Source organism: Novosphingobium resinovorum, assembly GCF_036352595.1.
GTDB lineage: Bacteria > Pseudomonadota > Alphaproteobacteria > Sphingomonadales > Sphingomonadaceae > Novosphingobium > Novosphingobium resinovorum_B.
This window is the reverse complement of record NZ_JAZFAX010000028.1, coordinates 1-26923: the sequence shown is the minus strand read 5'-3', so window position 1 is coordinate 26923 and position 26923 is coordinate 1. Positions and strand designations below refer to the sequence as shown.

At 67.6% G+C, this 26923-nt stretch carries 20 protein-coding genes and 1 riboswitch; of the genes, 11 read left to right on the top strand and 9 right to left on the bottom strand.

Annotated features, from left to right (window positions below):
* The first annotated feature begins 66 nt into the window (after positions 1-66).
* Together V2S85_RS20890 and V2S85_RS20885 are read left to right on the top strand one after the other, a co-directional pair.
* Positions 67-2769 carry a TonB-dependent receptor domain-containing protein gene (locus tag V2S85_RS20890; RefSeq protein WP_330704743.1) on the top strand — a complete coding sequence of 901 codons (2703 nt, stop codon included), beginning with the start codon at positions 67-69 and terminating at the stop codon, positions 2767-2769.
* 111 nt (positions 2770-2880) lie between these two features.
* A riboswitch (yybP-ykoY riboswitch) is annotated at positions 2881-2995 on the top strand.
* A gap of 96 nt (positions 2996-3091) precedes the next feature.
* Positions 3092-3667 carry a TMEM165/GDT1 family protein gene (locus V2S85_RS20885; RefSeq protein ID WP_036526437.1) on the top strand — a complete coding sequence of 192 codons (576 nt, stop codon included), beginning with the start codon at positions 3092-3094 and terminating at the stop codon, positions 3665-3667.
* A 220-nt stretch (positions 3668-3887) separates the two neighbouring features.
* On the opposite strand, the gene phoB is transcribed toward V2S85_RS20885, so the two are convergent.
* From phoB to V2S85_RS20845, 8 genes are all read right to left on the bottom strand, one after another.
* Positions 3888-4577 (bottom strand): phosphate regulon transcriptional regulator PhoB, encoded by a 690-nt coding sequence (gene phoB, locus V2S85_RS20880; protein ID WP_008828293.1) that lies wholly within the window; start codon positions 4575-4577, stop codon positions 3888-3890.
* On the bottom strand, positions 4574-5275 hold the full coding sequence (phoU, locus tag V2S85_RS20875) for a phosphate signaling complex protein PhoU (protein ID WP_271184563.1): 702 nt from the start codon (positions 5273-5275) through the stop codon (positions 4574-4576). Before phoU ends, phoB begins: the two co-directional genes overlap by 4 nt.
* Positions 5276-5300: 25 nt before the next feature.
* Positions 5301-6062: a phosphate ABC transporter ATP-binding protein PstB gene (gene pstB / locus V2S85_RS20870; protein WP_008828291.1), complete on the bottom strand. Its 762-nt coding sequence runs from the start codon at positions 6060-6062 to the stop codon at positions 5301-5303.
* A gap of 4 nt (positions 6063-6066) precedes the next feature.
* On the bottom strand, positions 6067-6954 hold the full coding sequence (gene pstA, locus V2S85_RS20865) for a phosphate ABC transporter permease PstA (protein ID WP_271184562.1): 888 nt from the start codon (positions 6952-6954) through the stop codon (positions 6067-6069).
* Positions 6947-8320, bottom strand: coding sequence for a phosphate ABC transporter permease subunit PstC (pstC, locus tag V2S85_RS20860; protein WP_330704742.1), 1374 nt, complete (start codon positions 8318-8320; stop codon positions 6947-6949). The genes pstA and pstC overlap by 8 nt, the downstream gene beginning before the upstream one ends.
* Positions 8321-8484: 164 nt before the next feature.
* Entirely contained in the window at positions 8485-9531 is a 1047-nt protein-coding gene (locus V2S85_RS20855) for a substrate-binding domain-containing protein (protein WP_330704741.1), read from the bottom strand.
* Between the two features lie 113 nt (positions 9532-9644).
* Positions 9645-11102, bottom strand: a complete 1458-nt coding sequence (locus tag V2S85_RS20850; RefSeq protein ID WP_330704740.1) for a porin — start codon at positions 11100-11102, stop codon at positions 9645-9647.
* A gap of 187 nt (positions 11103-11289) precedes the next feature.
* Positions 11290-12279, bottom strand: a complete 990-nt coding sequence (locus tag V2S85_RS20845) for a sensor histidine kinase (RefSeq protein WP_330704739.1) — start codon at positions 12277-12279, stop codon at positions 11290-11292.
* 306 nt (positions 12280-12585) lie between these two features.
* Between V2S85_RS20845 and zwf the strand changes: the two genes are divergently transcribed.
* The 5 genes from zwf to V2S85_RS20820 all read left to right on the top strand — a co-directional run bounded on the left by zwf (position 12586) and on the right by V2S85_RS20820 (position 20398).
* The gene (zwf, locus tag V2S85_RS20840) at positions 12586-14028 is read left to right on the top strand and encodes a glucose-6-phosphate dehydrogenase (protein ID WP_330704738.1); all 1443 of its coding nucleotides are present in this window, start codon (positions 12586-12588) and stop codon (positions 14026-14028) included.
* Between the two features lie 145 nt (positions 14029-14173).
* Complete coding sequence (edd, locus tag V2S85_RS20835; RefSeq protein ID WP_330704737.1) at positions 14174-15988, top strand: phosphogluconate dehydratase; 1815 nt, start codon at positions 14174-14176, stop codon at positions 15986-15988.
* Positions 15985-16962, top strand: a complete 978-nt coding sequence (locus V2S85_RS20830) for a glucokinase (RefSeq protein ID WP_330704736.1) — start codon at positions 15985-15987, stop codon at positions 16960-16962. Before edd ends, V2S85_RS20830 begins: the two co-directional genes overlap by 4 nt.
* Positions 16962-17588, top strand: coding sequence for a bifunctional 4-hydroxy-2-oxoglutarate aldolase/2-dehydro-3-deoxy-phosphogluconate aldolase (gene eda, locus V2S85_RS20825; protein ID WP_330704735.1), 627 nt, complete (start codon positions 16962-16964; stop codon positions 17586-17588). Before V2S85_RS20830 ends, eda begins: the two co-directional genes overlap by 1 nt.
* The gene (locus V2S85_RS20820; RefSeq protein WP_330704734.1) at positions 17588-20398 is read left to right on the top strand and encodes a phosphoenolpyruvate carboxylase; all 2811 of its coding nucleotides are present in this window, start codon (positions 17588-17590) and stop codon (positions 20396-20398) included. Before eda ends, V2S85_RS20820 begins: the two co-directional genes overlap by 1 nt.
* 41 nt (positions 20399-20439) lie before the next feature.
* Here the strand turns inward: V2S85_RS20820 and V2S85_RS20815 are convergent, their stop codons facing one another.
* Positions 20440-21528, bottom strand: coding sequence for a nitronate monooxygenase (locus V2S85_RS20815; protein WP_330704733.1), 1089 nt, complete (start codon positions 21526-21528; stop codon positions 20440-20442).
* A gap of 166 nt (positions 21529-21694) precedes the next feature.
* Between V2S85_RS20815 and astD the strand changes: the two genes are divergently transcribed.
* The 4 genes from astD (at position 21695) to V2S85_RS20795 (ending at position 26801) form a co-directional block, all read left to right on the top strand.
* Positions 21695-23119: a succinylglutamate-semialdehyde dehydrogenase gene (astD, locus tag V2S85_RS20810; RefSeq protein ID WP_330704732.1), complete on the top strand. Its 1425-nt coding sequence runs from the start codon at positions 21695-21697 to the stop codon at positions 23117-23119.
* Complete coding sequence (locus tag V2S85_RS20805) at positions 23116-24345, top strand: hydrolase (RefSeq protein WP_330704731.1); 1230 nt, start codon at positions 23116-23118, stop codon at positions 24343-24345. The genes astD and V2S85_RS20805 overlap by 4 nt, the downstream gene beginning before the upstream one ends.
* Complete coding sequence (locus V2S85_RS20800) at positions 24342-25352, top strand: arginine N-succinyltransferase (RefSeq protein ID WP_330704730.1); 1011 nt, start codon at positions 24342-24344, stop codon at positions 25350-25352. The genes V2S85_RS20805 and V2S85_RS20800 overlap by 4 nt, the downstream gene beginning before the upstream one ends.
* 186 nt (positions 25353-25538) lie before the next feature.
* Positions 25539-26801: an N-succinylarginine dihydrolase gene (locus V2S85_RS20795; RefSeq protein WP_330704729.1), complete on the top strand. Its 1263-nt coding sequence runs from the start codon at positions 25539-25541 to the stop codon at positions 26799-26801.
* Positions 26802-26923 lie beyond the last annotated feature (122 nt).

Genomic DNA, 26923 nt, shown 5'->3' with positions numbered 1-26923 from the left:
AGAGGGGGGCGGTCCTTGCTGGCCGCCCCCTGTTCGCATCCGATACATGTTCCAGGGGGACATACCATGATCAAGCCGCGGCTCGTCTCGCTGCTGCTCTCCACCGCGATGCTCGCGCCGACGACGGCGTGGGCGCAGGACAGCACTTCTTCTCCCGCCTCCGGCAACGTCGGCGCCGTTCCCGACCAGACCGTCGATGACACCACTTCCCAGGAACAGGCGCCCGACGTCTCGATCCCTGGCGGCGCGATCATCGTCACCGGCCAGCGCAACCGCAACATCGAACGCGTCGCGCCGCAAGTCGTCTCGGTCCTCTCGTCCGAGCAGATCGCGCGGACCGGCGAAGGCGACATCGCCGGCGCACTCGGCCGCGTCACCGGCCTCTCGGTGGTCGGCAACGGCTACGTCTACGTGCGCGGCCTGGGCGACCGTTATTCGCTGGCGCTGCTCAACGGTTCGCCGCTGCCCAGCCCCGAACCGCTCAAGCGCGTCGTCCCGCTCGACCTGTTCCCGACCGCGATCATCGCCTCCTCGCTGGTGCAGAAGAGCTATTCGGCAAACTTCCCCGGTGAGTTCGGCGGCGGCGTCATCAACCTCACCACCAAGTCGATCCCGGAAGAAAGCTTCCTGACCATCGGCGGCGGTCTTGGCTGGGATACCGAATCGACCAACAAGCTGGGCTACACCTACTACGGCGGCAAGCAGGACTGGACCGGCTACGACAACGGCAACCGTTCACTGCCCCCGGCGCTCAAGTCCTACCTGAACGGCGACACCGTCATGGGTTCGACCAGCGACCAGGCTCTGGAGATCGGCAGCGTCCTGTTCCGCGGCCGCAACGCGGTGGTCCAGCGCGTCGACAAGGTGCAGCCCAACTTCTCGGTCGATATCTCGGGCGGTACCAGGACCGAAGTGCGCGGTGCCACGCTCGGCGTGATCGCGGCGGTCGGCTACTCGAACAAGACCCAGACGCGCGACGCCGTCCAGCAGCTGACCCAGGGCCAGAGCGCCAATCCCGACACGCTGTGGGAGGATTACCGCACCGTCAGCACCGACAACCGCATCGTCGTCAACGGCATGCTGGGGCTCGGCCTGGAGTGGGACGACAACTCCATCCGCTGGACCAACGTCTATATCCACGACACCAGCAAGTTCACGCGCCTGCGCAACGGCCACCAGGAAAGCAACCAGACGGTCGACTTCATCTCGCAGAAGACCGCCTGGTACGAACGCGCCCTGCTCGATTCGCAGCTGACCGGCGAGTTCAAGCCCGACGACAAGACCACCATCGACGTGCGCGCGGGCTTTGCGAACTCCAAGCGCCTCGCACCGTTCGAGATCGACACCGAATACGTACGCACCAACGATGGCAGCCAGTTCGGCAGCAACTTCGTCAACACCATGGGCACCGGTGCGGTCGATCCGACCACGATCAGCTTCTCGCGCCTGAGCGAAGACGTGTGGTCGGCGGGCGCCGACGTCTCGCACGAGTTCTTCACCGGCTGGCGCGGCACGGTGGGCTATGCGTTCCAGCTCAACCGTCGCACCAACTCGAACCGCCAGTTCGGCGTCTATGCGAGCGGTGACCAGAACCTGATCCAGGCGTTCGGCCTGCTGCGCCCCGACGTGCTGCTGCAACCGGGGATGTGGTATCTGAACCAGGCCTCGGGCATCAACTACAACCTCGAACTGCGCGACCTGACCGCGAACGTCGGCCTGTTCGATGCGCGCCTGCTCAACCACGCCTTCTACGGCAAGGTCGACGGGCAGATCACCGACGCGCTCTCGATCGATGCCGGCGTGCGCTGGGAATATGCCGACCAGACCACCGTGCTGCGCCCGGTCGGCGGGACGGCTACCCCCACCACGGGTCTCAAGAACGAGTACTTCCTGCCTGCCCTGACCCTCACTTACGAGATCGAGCCAGGCATGCAAGTGCGCGTCAACGGTTCGAAGACGATCGCCCGCCCGCAGTTCCGCGAGCTGGTCTACCAGAACTTCTTCGATCCCGACAGCAACCGCACCTATCGCGGCAACCCGTTCCTCAAGGACAGCCAGCTCACCAACGCCGAAGCCCGTTTCGAATGGTACTTCGCGCGGGACGAGAAGCTCTCGCTCGGCGGGTTCTACAAGCACATCAAGGATCCGATCGAATCGATCCTGGCGGGTTCGGAAAGCTTCATCACGACTTACGCCAACGCCCCGGCGGCCGATCTCTACGGCGGCGAGCTGGAACTGCAGAAGTACGTGTACCTCGACAAGATGGGCGGCGCGTTCTTCGAAAACCGTCGCCTCGTCCTGATCGGCAACTACACCTACACCAAGTCGAAGCTGAAGGTCGGCGCCGAGGATACCACCGACATCTACGGCGCTTCCACCACGCAGTTCGCGGCGGACTACTTTCGCAACGGCGCGCCGCTGACCGGCCAGTCGGAGCACCTCGTCAACCTGCAGATCGGGATGGAGGACACCAGCAAGCTGTCGCAGCAGACGGTACTGGTCAGCTACGCCAGCAAGCGTTCTGTCAGCCGTGGTCTGGTCGGCACCATCCGCCAGCCCGACGTGATCGAGTACCCCGGCCTGCGCATCGACGTGGTGCTTCGCCAGGGCTTCGAGATCGGCGGCAAGCAGATCGAACTGAAGGCGGAAGGCCGCAACCTCACTGCCCGCAAGCATCTCGAATACCAGACCTTCGAAGATGGCCGGGTGGACTTCAACACCTACGATCTGGGCCGGGTGTTCTCGCTCTCGGCTTCGGTGACATTCTAAACCGTCATTTCCGGGGAGGCACCTGCCCTCCCGACGGTGACCTCACAGGCCCGGTCTTCCCGACCGGGCCTTTTTTTGTGCTTCCCAAGCGGCGTGCCGACGCGTATGTGCCCGCCTGTCATCTGGGGAGTAGCCGCCCGCTTCGGGCATGACGCCGAAGCGGAACCTGCCGTCAACACACTTGGTCGAGAGGCCATGGCGCGCAGGAGGACGTTTCCAAACGTCCGGGCGAGACCAATGACGCATGCGGTTTCGCTCGGCCGGGCGGATTCCGAATGCGTCGTTGCGTTTCGTTTCCGCCCGGCCCGAAAGAACCATGACCTTGGAAGCCCTGCTCACATCGACCGCCGTGGTCGCCCTCGCCGAGATCGGCGACAAGACCCAGCTTCTCGCCATCGTCCTCGCCACGCGCTTCAAGCGGCCCTGGCCGATCGTCGCGGGCATCTTCGTAGCGACGATCGCCAACCACTTCCTCGCCGCCCTCGTGGGCGAGCAGGCGGCCGCCTTCCTCGACGGGCAGTGGTTCCGCTACCTCGTCGCCGCCAGCTTCATCCTGATGGCCGGCTGGACGCTGATCCCCGACAAGTTCGATGAAGACGAAGAGGCCAAGCCGAGCCGCTTCGGGCCGTTCCTGGCGACCGCGATCGCGTTCTTCCTGGTCGAGATGGGCGACAAGACCCAGATCGCCACGATCGCGCTGGGCGCCCGCTTCCAGAGCGTGGTGCCGGTGATGATGGGCACCACCATCGGCATGATGATCGCCAACGTCCCGGCGGTGTTCCTCGGCAACGCGCTCATCAAGAAGGTGCCGCTGAACGTCGTGCGCACGGTGGCGGCGCTGCTGTTCCTGGTGATCGGCCTGTGGCTGCTGGCGCAGACGGCGGGCCTGCTGGGCTGAAACGACGAAGGGGCCGCGGCAAGGCGGCCCCTTTATGATTGCGTCATCAAACCCGCCGTCACCCTGAACTCGTTTCAGGGTCCATCGGGCAGCTTGGGCCGGAGCGTCGTTTCGCCATCGGCACTTCCGGTTTGCGAAAACACAGCGCGGCGCTGGCGGCCAAATGGACCCTGAAACGAGTTCAGGGTGACGGCGGGTTTAAAACGGACCGTCGCGTACTTTACGCCACGTCCATCGCATACCCCGCCGCGCGCACGGTGCGGATCGGATCGGTCTCGCCGTCGCGGTTGATCGCCTTGCGCAGGCGGCGGATGTGGACGTCCACCGTGCGCTCGTCGATATCCGAGTCCATGCCCCAGACGCCGTCGAGGATCTGCTGGCGCGAGACCACGCGGTTCGGACGCTCCATAAAGTAGCGCAGCAGGCGGAACTCGGTCGGGCCAAGATGCAGCGCCTCGCCGCCGCGACGCACGCGGTGGCTGGTGGCGTCGAGTTCGATATCCCCCCACGACAGCACGCTGCCCGCCAGCGACGGACGCGCGCGGCGCAGCAGCGCTTCGATACGCGCCATCAGTTCGCGCGGGGAGAACGGCTTGGTGACATAGTCGTCCGCGCCGGTCTTGAGGCCGCGGATCATGTCCTCTTCCTCGCCGCGCGCGGTGAGCATGATGATCGGGACCGAGGCGGTTTCCTTGTCCTTGCGCAGCTGGCGGCAGACCTCGATGCCGGGCACTTGCTCGATCATCCAGTCGAGCACGATGGCGTCGGGCGTCTGCTCGCGCACCATGACGAGGGCTTCCTCGCCGTCGGGCGTGGAGCGAACGTCGTAGCCTTCGGCCGAGAGGTTCCAGGTCAGCAGTTCGCTGAGGGCGACGTCGTCTTCGACGACGAGGATCGAGGCGGCGCTCACGACAGCATTCCCGAGCTGGTATCATCCGTCAAAGAGTCGCGCTCCGTGCAGTATTCGCCGGTCGCCGCGTAATAGACCATTTCCGCCACGTTGGTGGCATGGTCGCCGATGCGCTCCAGGTTGCGCGCGATGAAGAGAAGCTGCGCGGCGCTGGTGATCGTCGCCGGGTTCTCCATCATGTGCGTCAGCAGCGAGCGGAACAGCGTGTTGTAGAACTGGTCCAGCTTCTGGTCGCGCTTGATGACCTCCACCGCCAGCTGCGCATCGCGCGAGCCGTAGGCGTTCAATACATCGCGCACCATGGACTCGGCGATCTCGGCCATGGCCGGGACCAGCGTGACCGGGTCGATCTTGGTGCGGCCTTCGAGCGCATTGACGCGCTTGGCGATGTTCTTGGCATAGTCGCCGATGCGCTCGATCACGCCCGAGATCTTGAGCGCGGCGATGACGTCGCGAAGATCGTCGGCCATCGGCGCGCGCAGGGCGATCGTGCGAACGGCGAGGCGGTCCACTTCGGCCTCCAGCGCATCGAGCCGGGCGTCGGCCGCGACGACTTGCGCGGCGAGTTCCTCGTCATGATGGACGAGCGCGGTGATGGCGTCGCGGATCGCGACTTCGGCGAGCCCGCCCATCTCCGCGACGAGGCCGCGAAGCTGCCCGATCTCGGAGTCGAAGGCCTTGACGGTATGGTCTACCATGGCTTTTCCCTGTCAGCTCACCAACTCAGCCGTAGCGGCCGGTGATGTAGTCCTTGGTGCGCGTTTCGCGCGGATTGGTGAAGATCTGGTCGGTCTCGCCGTATTCCACCATGCTGCCGAGGTGGAAGAAAGCGGTGCGCTGCGACACGCGCGCAGCCTGCTGCATCGAGTGGGTGACGATGACGATGGCGAAGCTTTCCTTCAACTCGTCGATCAGTTCCTCGATGCGCGCGGTGGCGATCGGGTCGAGTGCGGAGCACGGCTCGTCCATCAGGATGACCTCGGGGCTGACGGCGATGGCGCGCGCGATGCACAGGCGCTGCTGCTGGCCGCCCGACAGCGCGGTGCCGGCGTCGGTCAGGCGGTCCTTGACCTCTTCCCAGAGGCCCGCCTTGGTCAGCGCGTTCTCGACGATGCGGTCCATGTCGGACTTCGCGCTGGCGAGGCCGTGGATGCGCGGGCCGTAGGCGATGTTCTCGTAGATCGACTTGGGGAACGGGTTCGGCTTCTGGAACACCATGCCGACGCGGGCGCGCAGGGCGACCGAGTCCATGGTGGACGCATAGATGTCCTCGCCGTCCAGCAGGATCTGGCCGTCGACGCGGGCACCGGCGATCGTGTCGTTCATGCGGTTGAGGGTGCGCAGGAACGTCGACTTGCCGCAGCCCGAGGGGCCGATGAAGGCAGTGACGATCCCGTTGTCGATGTCGATCGAGACGTCGTTGATCGCCTTCTTCTGTCCGTAGAAGACGTCGACGTTGCGGGCGGTGATCTTGGCTTCGGTCATGGTTCTACCAGCGGACTTCGAATTTGTTTCGAAGGTAAATGGCGATGCCGTTCATGGCGAGCAGGAAGACCAGCAGCACGATGATGGCGGCGGAAGTGTTCTGGACGAAGGCCTTGTCTATTTCGTCGGACCACAGGAAGATCTGCATCGGCAGCACGCTCGACGGGGCGGTCAGGCTGTCGGGCGGGGTGACGACGAAGGCGCGCATGCCGATCATCAGCAGCGGCGCGGTCTCGCCCAGCGCGCGGGCCATGCCGATGATGGTGCCGGTCAGGATGCCCGGCAGCGCCAGCGGCAGGACGTGGTGGAAGGTGGTCTGCACCTTGCTGGCGCCGATGCCGTAGGCGGCCTCGCGGATCGAGGGCGGCACCGCCTTGATCGCGTTGCGGCCCGAGATGACGATGACCGGCATCGTCATCAGCGCCAGGGTCAGGCCGCCGACCAGCGGCGAGGAACGCGGCATCTGGAAGGTGTTGATGAACACCGCCAGGCCCAAGAGGCCGAAGATGATCGAAGGCACGGCGGCGAGGTTGTTGATCGACACCTCCACCCACTCGATCCACTTCTTCTTGGGCGCGAACTCTTCCAGATAGATCGCGGCGAGCACGCCCATCGGGAAGCTGAGCAGCAGCGTCACCAGCATGGTGAGCAGCGAGCCCTTGGCCGCGCCCCACACGCCTGCGGTGGTGGCATCGGTCGAGTCAGACCCGGACAGGAAGTCCCAGTCGAGCCCGGCGACGCCGTTCTTCAGCATGATGACGAGCAGCAGCGCCAGGAACCCGAGGCTCAGGACGATCGCGCCGAGCCCAACGAGCTTGAAGCGCTTCTCGGCGGCGTGGCGCTTCGCGAGGCGGCGAACCGCCTCGGGCGAATTCCAGTCGGACTTACTCATAGGCTTCGCGGAACCGCTTCACGACGCGCAGGGCGACGATGTTGAGGATGAGGGTGACGATGAACAGCACCAGGCCGAGCGCGAAGGCCGACAGCGTCTTGGGGCTGTTGAACTCCTGGTCGCCGGTCAGCATCTGGACGATCTGGTACGTCACCGTGGTCATCGAGGCGAACGGGTTCGCCGAAAGGTTGGCGGCGGCACCGGCGGCCATGACGACGATCATCGTCTCGCCGATGGCGCGGCTGATCGCCAGCATCACGCCCGCGACGATGCCGGGCAGCGCGGCGGGCAGCAGCACCTTCTTGATCGTCTCCGAACGGGTGGCGCCCAGCGCCAGCGAACCGTCGCTCATCGCGCGGGGCACGGCGGCCAGCGCGTCGTCGGCCATCGAGGAGACGAACGGGATGATCATCACGCCCATCACCAGACCGGCAGCCAGCGCGCTCTCGGTCGAGGGGTTGGCCATGCCCAGCGAAGCGGCGAAATCGCGGATCAGCGGCGCCACGGTCAGCGCGGCGAAGTAGCCGTAGACCACGGTGGGAATGCCCGCGAGGATTTCGAGGAGCGGCTTCACCCACTTGCGCACGTCGCGGGTGGCGTACTGCGTCAGGTAGATCGCGCTCATCAGGCCGAGCGGGATCGCGACTACCATGGCGATGATCGCGCCGATGTAGATCGTACCCCAGAACAGCGGCACCGCGCCGAAGTTGTTGTTGATGTTGTCGCCCATCGTGCTCGCGGGCGACCAGTGGGTGCCGGTGAGGAAGGCGATCGGCGACACGTCCTTGAAGAACATGCCCGCCTCGAACACCAGCGAGGCGACGATGCCGAACGTGGTCAGGATCGCCAGCAGCGAGGCTGCGAGCAACACGCCCAGCACCAGCCGCTCGACATGGGTGCGCGCCTTGAAGTCCGGACGGACGCGGGTGAAGCCGAAGGCTCCGCCCGCGAAGGCGACGATCAGCACGATCACCGCGCCGATCAGGCCGAACTTGGTCTGCGCCTGCCGGAACGGCTCGACCAGACCCTGCGCCTCCGGGTTGAAGGCGACGGCGTTCGGATCGGAGGCGATGGTCTGCGCCTCGGCGACGATGGCGCCCAGCTGGAACGGGTCGGTCGGCAGGCCATGCGCGGCGGGAGTGGCGAAGACCGCGCCTTGGACGAGGCCCGGCATCACCGCCTGCCATACCAGCCAGGCGGCCAGTGCCGGGACCACGATCCACAGCGCCAGGTGCCAGCCGTGATAGGCGGGCATCGAGTGCATCGACCCCCGGCCGGTATAGAGCAGCCGCGCCCGGCCGCGCGCGGCGAACCAGCCGACAAGGCCGAGGCCGAGGACGGCCAGGAGAACTCCGGTAAGTATCATGACTGGCCCATCGGCCCCTTGTTCATACCGGGCGCTCCATCCACGCCGTCATTGCGAGGCCGCAGGCCGAAGCAACCCAGGGCGGTTTGCACCTGCCCTGGGTTGCCGCGCGGCTGCGCCGCTCGCAATGACGATGCAAGGGATCGAAGCACCGTAGTGGGTTCTTACTTCAGCTCGGACGGATCGAGCGGGGTCATGTTCGCGACGATTTCGGCGCTCTTCTTGCGCACGTCCTCGGGCGCGATGACCATGCCCTTCTTCTGCAGGAGGCCGTCGGCGCCCCACGACTTCACCCACTCGGCGACGTAGCCCTGCAGGCTCTTGATCGGGCCGAGGTGCTGCTTCTTGACGTAGATGTAGAGCGGACGCGCGCCGGGGTACGAATAGTCCGAGATCGTCGCGTAAGTCGGGGTCACGCCCGACATCGGAATGCCCTTCAGGCTGTCCGGGTTCTCTTCGAGGAACGAGTAGCCGAAGATGCCGATGGCCTTGGCGTTCTGCGAGATCTTCTGGACGATCAGGTTGTCGTTCTCGCCGGCGTCCACGTAAGGGCCGTCCTCGCGGATGTCGTGGCAGACCGCCTCGTACTTGTTCTTGTCGCTGTCCTTGAGCGCCTTGGTGGCGGCATCGGTCTTGCAACCGGCCTCGAGGATCAGTTCCTTGAGCGCGTCACGCGTGCCCGAGGTCGAGGGCGGGCCGTAGACGAGGATCGGCTCGGCGGGGAGCGACGGATTGACGTCCTTCCAGGTCTTCGCGGTGTTGGGCTTGCCGAAGGGGTTGGCCGCCAGCGCCTTGTAGATGTCGGTCGGGGTCAGCTGGAAGCCGGGGCCGCTCTTCGATTCGGCGAAGGCGATGCCGTCGATGCCGACCTGGACCTCGACGATCTCCTTGACGCCGTTCTTCTGGCATTCCTCGAACTCGGACTTCTTGATCCGGCGCGAGGCGTCCTCGATATCGGGGTGCTGGGCGCCGACACCGGCGCAGAACAGCTTCATGCCCGCGCCCGTCCCGGTCGATTCGATGACCGGCGACTTCACGCCCGCAGCCTTCGCGTAACCCTCTGCCACGGCGGTGGCGAAGGGGTAGACGGTCGATGAGCCGACCGCGCGCACGAAATCGCGCGAACCGGCCGAGGAACCGCCCGAACCACCACAAGCGCTGAGCGCGGCGAGCGAGACGGCGGCGAAGATGAAGGTCTTGGTCGAACGCATTGGTAAACCCCTTGGGCTTTGATCTTGATCAGCCCCCTATTGGTCTTTGATGACACTTTTACGTCAATAGCGTGACTAAGTGGCCAACGCCCCTAAAATCCTGCGGGAACGGCTCAATAATTCCACTGGATCTGGGCGCGCAGGACGTCGCCCTCGGCCTGTCCAGCGCGACGTTCGTCGGCCTCGGCACGCTTCATGCGGGCATAGGCGAGCGTGAACTCGATCGGCTTCACCGGCGTCCATTCTACGCCCAGTTCAATGTCGTTGGTATCGAGTCGCGGCGCATTGACCGCGCCCTTCCAGCCGCCCTTGTAGCGTTCCCACCGCGCATAAGGGATGACCCGGCCCGCGCCGAAGTCCGGCACGCGGTACATCAGCATCACGTAGCCGCCGCTGGCATTGTGCGATTCGATCGCCTGCGTTCCGGTATCGAACTGCAGCCCGCGCCCGAAAGTCCACTCGGCCTGGATGCCGAAGGGCTGCGGGTAGAGGATCGCGTGCGCCACCGCGCGGCGTTCGGTGAAGTTCTGCGCCGTCACCCCGCCCGCGCGCACTTCCGGCTTCACCTTGTTGTGCATCAGCGAGCCGCCCAGTTCGAGCACCTGCCCGTCCAGCCCGATACCGTCGAGCCGCATTGGCCATGTCGCCATCGCCACCGACATCAGGCTCTCGTTGCGCTCCTGCCGGTTGACGCCCTGCCCGTTGAACACGCCGAAGCCGAAGGCACCGTAATTGCCGAAAAGCTTCTGCCCGCCCGCTTCCAGTTCGTCCCAGATCGCCTGCACGCGGTCGGGGGTGTAGTAGGCGACGATGCCGAGATCGCGCTCGCTGGGCACTCCGGCGTTGATCGCGTCGGTGCGGTCGAGCGGCACGCGGTTGGAGGAGGACTGCAGGTTCTCCCACCCAAACGGCACCTTGGACTGGCCGAAACGCAGCTTCAGGCGCTGCGCCTTGTCGAGCGCGACGTCCACGTAGGCATCGCGCAGCTGCAGGAAGTTGTCGCGCCGCTCGCCCGAAGTCTGGTTGTTGACCGCGCTGGCGAAGTCGGGTTGCAGGTAGAACGAGACGCCATGGCCGAGATCGCCCTGCATCACGAGACGGATGCGGCGGAAGAAGAAGTTGCTGTCCGGGCCGATGCTGCCGTCCTGTACCGACCGCAGGCGCGAGCGGCCTGAAGGCGCGTCCTTGTCGCCCGAGATGATCTCGTTGAAGCGCATCTGGGTATAGCCGCGCAGCTTGATGCCGCTCGCGGTCTTGGCGAGCTTCGCCGGAATCGAGCTGGCTGCCGGGGCGGGCGGAGAAGCCTCAGCGGGAGTGGCCGGCCCTGCCGCGAGAGCCGGAACGGGCGTCGCAGCCGCATTCGGAAGCAGAGTCGCGGTCTGCGACGCCGCGCCCTTCGCCGCCGCAAGCTGCCCCTCGAGCGAGGTGATGCGCTGCGCCATCGCCTCCATCTGCGCGCGCATCGCCGCGAGGTCGGCCTGGGTGACCGAATCGGCGGACTGCGCCAGGACCGGGGAAACCCAGCCCAGGGCGACGACGAGCGCTATGGCGGAAACGGGCAATCTTCGCATGGCTGCGGATTGCATCACGATTGGGTTCAGGATTCGCGTCATTTCGATGACGCGAATATGTCCATCGAATGACACTTTGATGACGTCACGCCACCCACCCCCAGCCCCTCCCGCAAGCGGGAGGGCCGGAAGGCTTGCGAGCGAAGCGAGTTAGCCGGACGGGGTGGGAAACACCGCCCCCGCGCGATCAGCCCTCCGCGCGCAGCGGCAGCATCAGCGAGGCGGTCGTGCCCACGCCTTGCCGGCTCTCGATGTCGAAGCGGCCACGGTGGCGCTCGACGATGTGCTTGACGATCGACAGGCCCAGCCCGGTTCCGCCCACCGCGCGGCTGCGACTGGTATCGGCGCGGTAGAAACGCTCGGTCACGCGCGGCAGGTGTTCGGGGCCGATGCCCTCGCCCTCGTCGCGCACGGTGACGAGCACCCAGCCGGTGCTGGCGGCCTCCACGGACACTTCCACGGGGCCTTCCGGCTTCGCATACTTGCGCGCATTGTCGATGAGGTTGCGCAGGACCTGCGAAAGCTGGCCGCGATCGCCCGCGATGACCGCTTCGGACTGGTTGGCACGGACATGGACTTCCATCGTGCCCTTGAACTCGCCCGCCACTTCGTGCGCCAATGCGACGACATCGACGGTGTCCGAAGGCGCCTCGTGCTTCACCGCCTCGATCCGCGAAAGCGACATAAGGTCCGAAATCAGCGCCTGCATCCGCTGCGCCTCATGGCGGATAGTGCCCAGGAAGCGGTTGCGCAGCGCCTCGTCGCCGCCCGCCTTGGGGTTCATCAGCGTCTCGCAGTAGCCGATGACGCTGGCGAGCGGGGTGCGCAGTTCGTGGCTGGCATTGGCGACGAAATCGGCGTGGGACTTGGCCACGCTGACCCGCTCCGACAAGTCGTAGAGGCTGACCAGCCGTTCGTGGAGCCCCACGACCTTGCAGTCGACCTCCCACACCGACCCGCCGGTGGACAGTCCCTTGACCCGCGCCGAGCCGCCCTCGTCGCTCAGGATCGCGGCGACCGCGCGCGGCTCGCGGATGGCGATGCGCACGTCCTGCCCGACGATGTGCGCGCCCAGCAACGCCTTCGCGGCGGTGTTGGCGAAGCGCACCTGCCCTCGCACGATCATCATCGCGGGGGTCTGGAGATGTTCGAGGAGGTGGACGCCCTCGATGCTCATGCCTGTTATGCTCCTGCCGTGGCGTGCCGGAGGCGCCGCCTGTCCGCGCGTGCCATGGTTCCAAGACACTATTGTTGCAACATTCGTATTCACCAAAGCCGGAAATGACATTTCCGTGTCCATTCGAGGCATGACCAGTTTGGAAAACGTGCTTGAGGCGCCTTCCCGCCCTAGCCTTCGGCGGCTGCCTTTGTTATGCCGCACCCGCATGGCGGTCCGCCCACAAGTGGACGCAGACCATGCGACCTTGAGAACGAACATCGATGGTCGCGAGGAGGAGCGCGGTCGTCCGGTGGAAAGGGTACCGTGACGCAATTCACTTCCGATCGCCTGCTCCTCTTCGGCGCCACGGGCGATCTTTCACGCAGGATGCTCCTCCCTTCGCTTTGCGCGCTCGACGCGGAAGGCCTGCTGGGTCCTGACATCGAAATCATCGGCACTGCCCGGTCGGACATGGACGACCAGGGCTTCCGCAACTTCGCGCGCGAATCGCTGGAGCAGTTCCTGCCCGCAGGTCGCCGCGGCGGGCTGGCGCAGTTCCTCAACCGGCTGAGCTACCAGCCGCTCGACGCGAACGACATCGACAGCTTCCACGCGCTGGCCAAGAAGGTGGGCACCCCGAAGCAGGGCCTGTCGATCTTCCTCTCCACCGCGCCCAGCCTGTTCGAGCCGACCATCCACGGCCTCGAAAAGAGCGGGCTGACGGGCGAAAACGTGCGCATCGGCCTCGAAAAGCCGCTCGGCATCGACCTCGCATCGAGCAAGGTCATCAACGACGCCGTCGCCGCCGCCTTCCCCGAGGACCGGATCTTCCGGATCGACCACTATCTCGGCAAGGAGACGGTGCAGAACATCCTGGCGCTGCGTTTCGCCAACCTGATGTTCGAGCCACTGTGGAACGCCGCGCATATCGACCACGTGCAGATCACCGTAGCCGAGACCGTGGGCCTCGAATCGCGCGTCGCCTACTACGACGACAGCGGCGCCTTGCGCGACATGGTGCAGAACCATATGCTCCAGCTGCTCGCCCTCGTGGCGATGGAACCGCCGGTTTCGTATAACGCCACCTCGATCCGCAATGAGAAGGTCAAGGTCCTTCACTCGCTGCGCAAGGTGAAGCCCGAGGAAACCGTCACCGGCCAGTACCGCGCAGGCGCGATCACCGGCAAGGCCGTTCCCGGCTATGATGAAGAACTCGGCAAGGATTCGAACACCGAAACCTTCGTCGCGATCAAGGGCTTCATCGACAACTGGCGCTGGCAGGGCGTGCCCTTCTACATGCGCACCGGCAAGCGCCTGCCCAAGCGCACGACCGAGATCGTCGTGCAGTTCCGCGACGTGCCGCACTCGATCTTCCACGGTCGCGGCGCCAAGACGGTGCCCAACCGCCTCGTCATCGGCATCCAGCCGGAAGAGAACATCACCCTCTCGCTCATGGCCAAGGTCCCCGGGCTGGACCGCGACGGCTACGGCCTGCGCTCGGTGCCGCTGGCGATCACCCGCCCCGACGCCTTCGCCGACCATCAGCGCCGCATCGCCTACGAACGCCTGCTGCTCGACCTCATCGAAGGCGACCAGACCCTGTTCGTGCGACGCGACGAAGTGGAAGCCCAATGGGAATGGATCGACGCGATCCGCTCCGGCTGGGAGGAACAGGCGCAGGAGCCCAAGACTTACACTGCCGGAAGCTGGGGGCCGTCCGCCGCGATCGCCCTCGCCGAACGTGATGGGGTGACTTGGCACGAATGAGTGGGCACGAGTGACCTCGTGCCAGCACCGAAGTTTGCTTGAGCAGGCCCATACGGGCCGGAATATAGCGATTGACACCGGTTACCGTCCCGCGCACATGCGGGGCGGGAAGAAGCCGGATGTCGCGAAAGACCAGGAGTAGACCATGACCAACCTCCACCCGGTGGTCGCGCGCGTCACCGACCGTATCATCGAACGGTCGAAGGACACCCGCGCGCGCTATCTCGACATGATCGCCCGCGAGACGGACCGCCATTCCGACCGCAGCTTCCTCTCGTGCTCCAACCTCGCGCACGGCTTCGCCGCCTCGGGCGAGGACAAGGCGACGATCGCCGGGAACAAGGCGGTCAACCTCGGCATCGTCACCGCCTACAACGACATGCTCTCGGCGCATCAGCCCTACGGCCGCTACCCCGAGCAGATGAAGCTGTTCGCGCGTGAAGTGGGCGCCACGGCCCAGGTCGCGGGCGGCGTGCCCGCCATGTGCGACGGCGTAACGCAGGGCTTCGACGGCATGGAGCTGTCGCTGTTCAGCCGCGACGTCATCGCGCTGTCCACCGGCGTCGCCCTGTCCCACGCGATGTTCGACGGCATGGCGCTGCTGGGCATCTGCGACAAGATCGTCCCCGGCCTCGTCATCGGCGCGCTGCGCTTCGGCCACCTGCCCGCGATCTTCGTGCCGTCCGGCCCGATGCCCACCGGCATCTCCAACAAGGAGAAGCAGAAGGTCCGCCAGCTCTACGCCGAAGGCAAGGTCGGCCGCGAGGAACTGCTCGCCAGCGAAAGCGCCAGCTATCACTCGCCGGGCACCTGCACCTTCTACGGCACCGCCAACTCCAACCAGATGATGATGGAGATGATGGGGCTGCACATGCCGAACGCCGCGTTCGTGCCGCCGAACACCCCGCTGCGCACCGCGCTGACCCGCTCGGCCACGCACCGTCTGGCGGCGATGACCCGCAAGGGCGAGGACTATCGCCCGATGGCCAAGGTCGTGGACGAAAAGGCGATCGTCAACGCCATCGCCGGTCTGCTCGCCACCGGCGGCTCGACCAATCACGCGATCCACCTGCCCGCCATGGCGCGCGCGGGCGGCATCCTGATCGACTGGCAGGACTTCGACGAGCTTTCGGGCGTGGTCCCGCTCATCACCCGCGCCTATCCCAACGGCTCGGGCGACGTGAACCACTTCCACGCGGCGGGCGGCATGGCCTGGGTGATCCGCGAGCTGCTCGACAGCGGCCTCGCTCACCGGGACATCCTGACCGTGGCCGAAGGCGGCATGAGCGCTTACGCGGACGAGCCGGTGATGGTCGATGGCGAACTCGGCTGGACCCCCGCCCCGGCGGTCAGCGGCGACGACACGATGCTGCGCCCGGTCTCCAACCCGTTCCTGCCCGATGGCGGCATGCGTCTGGTGGAAGGCAACCTGGGCCGCGGCACCTTCAAGACCAGCGCGGTCGATGCCGAACGCTGGACGATCGAGGCGCCCTGCCGCGTGTTCGACGATCAGGAAGGCGTCGCCAAGGCATTCAAGGCCGGTGAGCTGGACAAGGACGTGATCGTCGTCGTCCGCTTCCAGGGTCCGCGCGCCAACGGCATGCCCGAGCTGCACAAGCTGACCCCGCCGCTGGGCGTCCTGCAGGATCGCGGCCACAAGGTCGCGCTCGTGACGGACGGGCGCATGTCGGGCGCTTCGGGCAAGGTGCCCGCCGCCATCCACGTCACCCCTGAAGCCTTCGCGGGCGGCCCGCTGGCATACTTGCGCGACGGTGACATCGTGCGCCTCTCGGCGGAGGACGGCACGATCTCCACCACCGCCGACCTTTCGGGCCGCGAACCTGCGCCGACCCCGCCGCCCGCGATGGGCACCGGCCGCGAACTCTTCGCGATGTTCCGCATCAACGCGTCGAGCGCCGAACACGGCGGTTCGTCGATGCTGGAGGTTGCCGGGCTGTGACGACGGAAATCGTAGCCGTCGACATCGGCGGCACTCACGCCCGCTTCGCCATCGCCACTATCGGCGATGACGGCCGGATCACGCTTGGCGAACCCGCCACCCTGCACACCAAGGACCACGGCAGCTTCCAGCTGGCGTGGGAGGCGTTCCGCGCCATGAACGGCGGCACCCTGCCCGATGCCGTCGCCATGTCGGTGGCGGGCCCGGTCGGCAACGAGGTGATCAAGTTCACCAACAACCCGTGGATCCTGCGCCCCGCGAAGATCCAGGAGATGCTTGGCCCCACGCGCCAGACCATCATCAACGACTTCGCCGCCGTCGCCCACGCCGTCGCCTGCGCGGACGAGAGCGACTTCCTCTACCTGACCGGTCCCGACGAGGCGTTGCCCTCCTCCGGTACGCTCAGCATCCTCGGCCCCGGAACCGGGCTGGGCGTCGCGCACCTCTACCGTGACGGCAAGGGTGGCTACCACGTCCAGGCGACCGAGGGCGGTCACACCGACTACGCCCCGCTCGACCTGATCGAGGACGCGATCCTCGCCCGCCTGCGCAAGCGCCACACCCGCGTCTCGGTGGAACGCATTGTCTCCGGCCCCGGTATCGTCGATATCTATGCGACGCTTGCCGCCATGGAGCACAAGGCCATCCACGAACTGACCGACGTGCAGATCTGGACCGCCGCCGCAGAGGGCACGGACAGCCTTGCCGTCGCCGCCGTGGACCGCTTCTGCCTCGCGCTGGGCGCGGCGGCGGGCGACTGTGCGCTGGCGCAGGGCGCGAGCGGCGTCGTCATCGCCGGTGGCCTTGGCTACCGCATCCGCGAAACCATCAAGACCTCGGGCTTTGCCGAGCGTTTCCGCGCCAAGGGCCGCTTCGCCGGCCTGATGGCCACCCTGCCCGTCAAGCTCATCACTCATCCGCAGCCCGGCCTGTTCGGCGCAGCGGCCGCCTTCGCAAGGGAGCACCTCCAGTAATGACTACCGTATCCGAAGCCGTCGAAAAGGTCATGCGCCTCGCCCCGGTGATCCCGGTTCTGGTCATCGAGGACATCGAGCACGCCCTGCCGATCGCCGAAGCGCTCGTCGCCGGTGGCCTGCCCGCGCTGGAGGTGACGCTGCGCACCGAATGCGCGATCGAGGCGATCAAGATCATGAAGCAGGTCCCCGGCGCCGTCGTCGGCGCGGGCACGGTGCTGACGCCTGACGACCTCAAGCGCTCGATCGACGCGGGCGCCGAATTCATCGTCTCGCCCGGCCTGACGCCGAACCTCGCCGAAGCGGCCTACAAGTCGAAGATCCCGTTCCTGCCCGGCACCGCCAATGCCAGCGACGTGATGTTCGCGCTGGAATGCGGGTTCGATCGCCTGAAGTTCTTCCCGGCGATGGCAGCCGGCGGCCCGCCCGCGCTGAAGGCGATCTCCGCCCCGCTGATGGCCGCGAAGTTCTGCCCCACCGGCGGCGTCACCCCGCAGAACGCGCCCGAATGGCTGGCGCTGGACGCGGTGATCTGTGTCGGCGGCAGCTGGATGGTCCCCAAGGGCAAGCCGGACGTCGCCAGGATCGAAGCCGAAGCACGCCTCGCCGCAGGGCTGGCGCGCTGATGGCGGCCGGGTCGGGCCAGCTGGCGCTGGGCACCGTCGATGCTCTCGACGCCCGCCTCAAGGAGCTGCACAAGCTCACGGCGGTGACGCCGCTGTTCAACCCCGTGTTCCAGCTCGGTCTGGAATTGTCGCGGGCACTGGAAAACGGCGAGATGTCTCTCGACGACATCGAGGCGCTCGTTTCCGAAATGGACTGCGAGGGGCTGCGCGCCCGCGCTTCCCGGCTCGACCGCATTCTGGGCACTATGCCCATCGCGGAGAACGACAAGGCGCTTGACGCCCTTGCCGCAAAGACCGCCGATGACGACGACTTCACCGCCTTCGCCGTGCGCTGGCAGCGCCCGGCAGCACACGTAGTCTTCACCGCCCACCCGACCTTCCTGCTGACCGCCGCGCAAACCGAAGCCGTCACCACCTCCGCCTCCAACGGCGATTTCAGCGTGGCCTCGGTCTGCGTCGCCTCGCCTGCGCGCGACACGATCACGCTCGATTCCGAGCATGAAGCCGCCATGACGGCGATGGCACGCGGCCAGAAGGCGCGTGATCGCATCAACGCCCGGCTGTTCGACCTTGCCGCCGCCCGCTGGCCCAAGCGCTGGAAGGGCCTGAACCCGACGCCGGTGCGCTTCGCCCACTGGGTCGGCTACGACATGGACGGCCGCACGGACATCTCGTGGTCCACCTCGATCCGCTACCGGCTCGAGGAAAAGGCCCAGCGTCTGGCCGGTTACGCCGAAGCGCTGGAGCAGGCCGCACCGGAAATCGCCGCACAGCTCTCCCGCGCCCACGCCCACACGGCAGAGGCCGTCGCTGCCTTCAAGCAGGATCTCACCGACCCCGAGGCGCTGTCCGCCGCCGCCAACGGCCTCACCGCCGAGCACGCCGACAAGATCATCAGCCTCGAAGGCGTGATCACCCGGCTTGAGGACGAAGCCCGCCACGCCGATCAGGAGCAGGCCCGCGCCCTCCTCGTCACCGCCGCCGCGATGCGCGCCGACGGCCTCGGCATGGGCGGCATCCACTTCCGCGTGAACGCCTCGCAGCTGCAGAACGCGATCCGCCGCCGCATCGATCCGGACGGCAAGCTCAGCCTTGCCAGCCAGGCCGCGCTGGTGCGCATGCGCGAGCTGCTGGCCGAAGTGAAGCCGCTCAAGTCCAACTTCGCCGCGCTGGCGATCGAGAACAGCACCGCCGTGCGCCAGTTCCTCGCGATGGCGCAGATCCTCGGCCACATCGACGCCGACGCGCCGATCCGCATGCTCGTGGCCGAGTGCGAGGAGCCGACCACCGTGCTCGCCGCGCTCTACTTCGCGCGGATGTTCGGGATCGACGACAAGGTCGATGTCTCGCCGCTGTTCGAGACCGAAACCGCGCTGGAACACGGCGGCCGCTTCCTCGACGCGGTGCTGGCCGAGCCGGCCTACCGCGATTACGCAAGGCGGCGCGGCCGCGTCTCGATCCAGACCGGCTTCTCCGACGCGGGCCGCTTCGTCGGTCAGGTGCCTGCCGCGCTCGCCATCGAACGCCTGCAGGGCCGCCTGTCGGAAGCCATGGCCGCCAACGGCTTGTCCGACGTCTGCGCGCTGATCTTCAACACCGGCGGCGAATCGATGGGTCGCGGCTGCCACCCCTCCAGCATCGACGACCGGTTCGACTGGCAGCTCTCACCCTGGGCGCGCCGCCGCTTCCTGCGCGCAGGGATCAGGCTGGAGCCCGAAGTCAGCTTCCAGGGCGGCGACGGCTACCTCTGGTTCGGCTCGGACGAACTGGCGCTGGCCACGCTCACCCGGATGGCCGAGCGCCCGCTGTGGGATGCCGACGTCAACGTGCCGACGGACCTGTTCTACCGCCGCACCGACCTCAGCCTCGACTTCTACCGCGCGATCCGCTCGGTCCAGCACGAGCATCTGGAAAGCTCGACCTATAGCCGCGCGATCACCGCGTTCGGACTGGGGCTGCTGAACGATACCGGCAGCCGCAAGTCGCGCCGCCAGTCGGACCTCGCCTCCGACCGGTCGATGAACCTGCGCCAGATCCGTGCGATCCCGCACAACGCGATCCTGCAGCAGCTGGGCTATCCGGTGAACGTGATCGCCGGGATCGGCACCGCAGCGGACGGCAACCGCGAGGAAATCGCTGGTCTGCTGCGTGAATCCGCACGCGGCCGCCAGATCGTGCGCCTTGCCCGCGCCGCCAATGCGCTCGCCTCGATCAAGACCGTCTCGGCCTATGGCGAGCTGTTCAACTCGGCCTATTGGGCCAGCCGCCCCTATCGCGGCGGTGAGGAGAACATTGCCGACGCCTGCCTCAAGCTGGCCGAGTACCTGACCAAGGACGACCGTGCCGGCGTCTACCGCCGGCTCGCCTCGCGGCTGCGTGTCGATGCGCTGAAGCTGCACCGCCTGCTCGATCTCGTCCCGGACGAAGCTCCGCAGGCCGACCGCGAGCATACGCGCCGTTCGCTCGGCGTGCTCCATGCGCTGCGCATCGCGCTGTTCCAGCACATGTTCCTGCGCTCGGTGATGACGCCGCAGTTCAGCCGCGCCAACGACATCAGCCGCGACGACGTGCTGGAGATGTTCTTCACCCTGCGCGTCGAGGACGGCCTGGCCCAGCTGCGCCGCGCGTTCCCGGTGCATTTTCCCTCGATCAGCGACTTCGCGGTGGACGCGCCCAGCGATTACCCGGATTCCAGCGCGACGGGTTATGCGCAGATCCACAAGGACTTCATCGACCCGATCGCGCGGTCCTATGCGCTGTCCCTAAGGATCACCACCGCGCTCGCGAACGAGTTCGGCGCGCACGGGTGATCGAGTAAGTAGATGCCATCGTAGATGGGGCTTTGGCAGGTTCAGCCTGTCGAAGCCCCATCGGCATGCGCCGCAGTCCGTGCCGCCGCCAGTTCCGCCGCCAGCGTCGTGACCAGCTCCGCCGCCGGCATCGCCCGTGCGAGTGGCGCACCCTGCCCCGCCCATTGCGCGCCGAAGCCGTGCTCGCCCCTGGCCTTGGCGGCGGCATTGAGCGCCTTTCCGGCGTGATAGGCGATGGGATAGTCCGGCATCCGACGATCCCCCACTTGCGCCGAAAGCGCGGTGAACCGGTTCGCCAGCGCCCGCGCCGGGCGACCCGACACCAGCGGCGTCAGCGTGGTGCGAAAGGCCGCCGGGCTCATCAAGGCGGCGCGATAGGCATCGTCCGCCGCCGATTCCGGACAAGCGACGAAGGCCGTCCCCAGCTGCGCCGCCTGAGCGCCAAGGTCCAGCGCGGCGGCGATCCCGGCGCCATCCATGATCCCTCCCGCCGCGATCACCGGCAGGCCGCCCTGCCGCACCAGCAACCGCGTCAGCGCCATTGTGCCAAGCTGGGCATCGGGCGCGGCGGGGTCGAACATGCCTCGGTGGCCGCCCGCCTCGATACCCTGCGCCACGACCGCGTCGATCCCCGCCGCCTCCAGCGCGCGGGCTTCGTCGAGGCTGGTGGCGGTGGCCAGCAGCATCACGCCGCGCGCGCGCAGGGCGGCGATGGCCTCGGCACCGGGCAGGCCGAAATGGAAGCTGACGACCGGCGGCGCCGTCTCCACCAGCAGCGCCAGCATCTCCGTATCGTCGGCGAAGCTGGTATAAGGCGAGGTCAGTGCGGCGGGCGGCTCGGCGCCGAACTCGACGAACAGCGCGCGCAGCCAGTCCAGCCAGCCCGCCTCGCGCTCCGCGTCGGCCACCGGCGTACGGTGGACGAACAGGTTGACGTTGAAGGGCCGCCCGGTCCGTTCGTGCACTTCGGCGATCATCGCGCGCGCACCGGCCGCATCGGTCGCGCCCACCGCGATCGAGCCGAGCGCCCCCGCATTGGAAACCGCCGCCGCCATCGCGGGCGTGCTGGTGCCCGCCATCGGTGCCTGCACCAGGGGAATGTCGAAACCGATCCGCTGCATCAGGGTCATCACGCCGCCGTCTCCCGCTTCATGTCCATCGCCGGGGCATGCCGATGGACTTCCCCGCGCCGCCTTCCTATGTCTTGAGCCATAGCCCCGGATCAATCGCGTAGCCGTCCACTTTGTTGCCGCATTTCGCAAATGGCACCGGGCTCGCGCGCAAGAGGAACCCCGTATGACCGTGCTGCACTCCATCGATCCGGCCAGCGGCGAGCAGGTATGGAGCGGCGAGGCGGCCGGTCCCGAGGACGTCGCCGCCGCGCTGATGCGGGCGCGCAAAGCCTTCCCGGCCTGGGCGGCGCTGCCCGTCGCCGCACGCGTCGCCGTGGCCGAGCGCTACAAGGCGGCGCTCGAGGCCCGCAAGGATGCCATCGCCGAGACCATCGCGCGCGAAACCGGCAAGCCCTTGTGGGAGACGCGCACGGAACTCGCCTCGATGATCGGCAAGGTCGGCCTCTCGATCGCCGCGCAGGCGGAGCGCGCGGGGGAGAAGCGCAACGCCATGCCGTTCGGAGAGGCGGTGCTGCGCCACCGTCCGCACGGGGTCATGGCCGTGCTCGGACCGTTCAACTTCCCCGGCCACTTGCCCAACGGCCACATCGTCCCGGCCCTGCTGGCGGGCAACACGGTGGTGTTCAAGCCTTCCGAGATGACCCCCGCGACCGGCGCCGCCATGGCCGAATGCTGGGCCGAGGCGCTCGCCGACCATCCCCACGTCTTCCAGTGCATCCAGGGCGGCCGCGAGACCGGCGAGGCGCTGGTGGCCGGCCACATCGACGGGCTGCTGTTCACCGGCTCGGCGGGCGCGGGCGCGCATTTCCGCCGGGTGTTCGCCGACCGGCCCGACGTCATCCTCGCGCTCGAACTGGGCGGCAACAACCCGCTGGTGGCGTGGGATGCGGACGACGTCGAGGAAGCCGCCTCGGTGGTCGTGCAGTCCGCCTTCATCACCAGCGGCCAGCGCTGCTCCTGCGCGCGGCGGCTGATCGTGCCGGACGGCGCCTTCGGCTCCGCGCTGGTCGAGGCGGTGGCGGCGATGGCCGCGCGCATCACCGTGGGCGCGTGGAACGAGAGCCCGGAGCCATGGATCGGCCCGCTGATCTCGCACGCCGCCGCCAGCGCCGCCCGCGCCCGCTTCGACGAGCTGGTCGCGCGCGGGGCCAGGGTGATCGTGCCCTTCAGCGGGATCGAGGGGCGCTCGGCTGCCTTCGTGACCCCGGCGATGCTCGACGTCACCGGGGTCTTCGTGCCCGACGAGGAGATTTTCGCGCCGGTGCTGCAGGTCAGCCGCGTGCCCGGTTTCGACGCAGCGATCGAGGCCGCGAACGACACCCGCTTCGGGCTCTCGGCCGGGCTCGTCAGCGCCGACGACGGCTTGTGGGACCGCTTCGCGCGCGAATGCCGCGCCGGGGTCATCAACCGCAATCGCCCGACCACCGGGGCTGCCGGATCGATGCCGTTCGGGGGCCTCGGCGAAAGCGGCAACCACCGCCCCAGCGCCTATTACGCGGCCGACTACTGCGCCTATCCGGTGGCCAGCTTCGAGGCGGCGGACGCGCAGGGCAACCGCGGCGCGCTGGACGGGAAGCTGCGGGCATGAGCGCGCTGACCGCCGCGGAACTCGACCTGCTCGCGCCCGTAGAGCGCGCGCCGATCCTGGCGAACACGATGGACTGGGCCGCGATCAACAGCGGGACCGGCAATCTCGCCGGCCTCGCCGCCGTGGCCGGCCAGCTTGCCGACGCCTTCGCGCAGCTTCCCGGCGACGTGCGGCTGGTCGATCCCGCGCCGGTGGAGAAGGTCGATGCCGGGGGCCGGATCCACGAGATCGGCCATGGCCGCCACCTCGTCCTCTCGGTGCGGCCCGAGGCGGAGCGCCGGGTGATCCTGACCGGGCACATGGACACCGTCTACGCCGCCGAACATCCCTTCCAGACGATGACCTGGCTGGACGGAGACACCCTGAACGGCCCCGGCACGGCGGACATGAAGGGCGGCCTCGCGCTCATGCTGGCGGGGCTGGCGGCCTACGAACGCGCCGGTCCGACGCGCGCCTGCTCGCTGGGCTACGACGTCCTCGTCAACAGCGACGAGGAGACCGGATCGCTGTCCTCCGCCGCGCTGATCGCCCGCCTCGCGCAAGGCAAGCTGGCGGCGCTGACGTACGAGCCCGGCCTGCCCGACGGCTCGATGGCGCGCGCCCGGCCGGGATCGGGCAACTACGCCGCGATCGTCACCGGCCGCTCGGCGCATGCGGGCCGCAACCCGCAGGACGGCCGCAACGCCCTTGTCGCCGCCAGCGACCTCGCCATGCGCCTCGCCGCCGGAGTACGGGAGGGCCTGACCATCAACCCCGCGCGGATCGAGGGCGGCGGCGCCAACAACACCGTGCCCGACCTCGCCATCCTGCACTTCAACTTGCGTCCGCGCACGGCCGAGCTTGCCGCGATCGCACAGGCCTTCGTCGATGCAGCCGTGGCCGAAGTCAGCGCCGCGCACGAAGTACACATCCACCTCCACGGCCACATCTCGCGCCCGCCCAAACCGATCACGCCGAAGACGGAAGCGCTGTTCGGCCTCGTCAGCAAGGCGGCGGCGGACCTCGGCCTGAATGGTGGGGGGCCGATGCGCTGGCAGGACACCGGCGGCGTGTGCGACGGCAACAACATCGCCGCCTGCGGCGTCCCCGTGCTCGACACGATGGGCGTTCTGGGCGGCTCAATCCATTCACCGCAGGAGTTCATGATCGCCAGTTCGCTCGATGCCCGCGCCCGCCTCACGGCCCTCGTCATGCACCGTCTGGACCGGGAGGGCATCCCGGCATGACCTTCCTGCTGCGCACCGCGCGCGAGGGTGACCTCGAGGCGCTCTACCGCATGGCCAAGGGCACCGGCGGCGGCTTCACCAACCTGCCGCCCGACCGCCCGACGCTGCAGGGCAAGCTGGAGCGCGCCGCGAAGTGCTTCGCGCGCGACGACGGACAGATCGCCAACGACCTGTTCGCCTTCATCCTGGAAGATACCGAGACCGGCAAAGTGCGCGGCACCTGCCAGGCGTTCTCGCAAGTCGGCACCGAGCTGCCGTTCTATTCCTACCGCATCGGCCGCATCACCCAGCATTCCAAGGAACTCGACCGCACCTTCCGCGCCGAGATGCTGACGCTTTCCACCGACCTCGACGGGGCGAGCGAAGTCGGCGGGCTCTATCTCGACGCCACCGAGCGTTCGGCGGGCGTCGGCAAGCTGCTGGCGCGCAGCCGCTACCTGTTCGTCGCCATGCACCGCGAACGCTTCGGCGAGACCATGCTGGCCGAACTGCGCGGCGCCATCGACGATGCCGGCAACTCGCCGTTCTGGGACGGCCTCGCGGGCCGCTTCTTCGACATGAGCTTTCGCGATGCCGATGAATTCAACGCCAAGCACGGCAACCAGTTCATCGCCGACCTGATGCCCAAGCACCCGATCTATACCGCGCTGCTCTCCGAAGCCGCGCGGCAGGTGATGGGCCAGCCGCACTATTCCGGCCGCCCGGCGATGCGGATGCTGGAGAGCGAGGGCTTCGCCTTCCAGAACTACATCGACATCTTCGACGGCGGACCGACGATGATCGCGCGGACCGACGATATCCGTACCGTCAAGGCGGCGCAGACGGCGACCGTCAGCGCGATCGGCCCGGTGCGCGAAGGCGAGCCGACCCACCTCGTCGCCACCGGGCGGCTGGCCGATTTCCGCGCATGCCTGGGCTGTGTGGGCGCCGACGGCACGCTCGACGAGGCGGCGGCCGCGCTGCTGGATGTCGGCGTCGGCGATACGGTGACGTTCGCGCCTGCGTGACCGGCGCGCGCGGCGGGGGCTTCGACAAGCTCAGCCTGAGCGGGGTTGAAATCGGGTCTTCAACCTCCTTGCGTGGTTGCGTGCGATTCAGAGCAGTTCTTTAAATCCCGCTCAGGCTGAGCTTGTCGAAGCCCCCGCCGCCCGAAACCATTTTCCTATACCGCCCCCGAAGGCTAGGCTCACCGAATGCGCACAGAGATAAATTTCGACGGCATCGTCGGCCCCAGCCACAACTACGCGGGGCTGAGCCTCGGCAACCTCGCCTCGACGAAGAACTTCGGCAAGACCTCGGCCCCCCGCGCAGCGGCGCTGCAAGGGCTGGCGAAGATGCGCGCCAATCTCGAACGCGGGCTGGCGCAGGGCTTCTTCCTGCCCCAGCGCCGACCCGACGCCGCATGGCTCGCGCAGCTCGGCACCAGCGTCGAGGCCGCCAGCTCGGTGCTGCGGGCCAATTCGCTCTCGGCCTCGTCGATGTGGGCGGCCAATGCCGCAACCGTCTCGCCCGCCGCCGACACTGCCGACGGCCGCTGCCACCTGACCGTCGCCAACCTCGTGACGATGCCCCACCGCAGCCACGAATGGCAGGGGACGCTGGCGCAGTTGCGGATCGCCTTCGCCGACGAAGCGCACTTCGCCGTCCACGCACCCGTGCCCGCGCCGTTCGGCGACGAGGGCGCCGCCAACCACATGCGCCTGTGCGCGGGCCACGACACGCCGGGCGTCGAAGTCTTCGTCTACGGCGTGACCGGAGGCCCCTACCCCGCCCGCCAGCACCGCGAGGCATCCGAGGCGGTCGCCCGCATCCACGGGCTCGCGCCCGAGCGCACCGTCTTCGCCCGCCAGTCGGACGCGGCGATCGCGGCGGGCGCCTTCCACAACGACGTCGTCGCCGTCGCCAACGAGCGGGTGCTGTTCACCCACGAACACGCCTTCGCCGACCGCGATGCGCTCCATGCGGAGCTGCGCGCGAAGCTGCCCGAGATCGAGATCGTCGAAGTCCCCGCCAGCGAAGTCAGCCTGGCGGACGCGATCACCTCCTACCTGTTCAACGCCCAGCTGGTGACCTTGCCGTCCGGAGAAGCCGCTCTGGTGCTGCCCGGCGAGGCGCGCGAGACGCCCTCGGTCTGGCGCTGGCTCGAAGCCCACGTCGCCGGGAACGGCCCGATCCGCCACCTCTTCGTCCACGACCTGCGCGAGAGCATGGCGAACGGCGGCGGCCCCGCGTGCCTGCGCCTGCGCGTGGTCGCCGATCCCGCGACGGTGGACCCGCGCTTCATCGCCACGCCCGAGAAGCTCGACCGGATCGAGGCCCTCGTCGCGCGGCTCTGGCCCGAGCGGATCGCGGTGGAGGAATTGTCCAGCCCGGCGCTATGGGCCGCCTGCCTGGCCGCGCGTTCGGCGCTCTGTGCGGAACTGGGACTGGCCGAACTCGACCGAGACGCCTTCTAGCACTACTTTGGCAGAAGTTTGAAATGCGTGACTGATAGGCTCCCACCGCAATGAGGGCATTGGTCTGGCGGAGGTCTTGATATTCGGTCAATGATGGCCTGTCGGATGGCGGGCATGCTCGG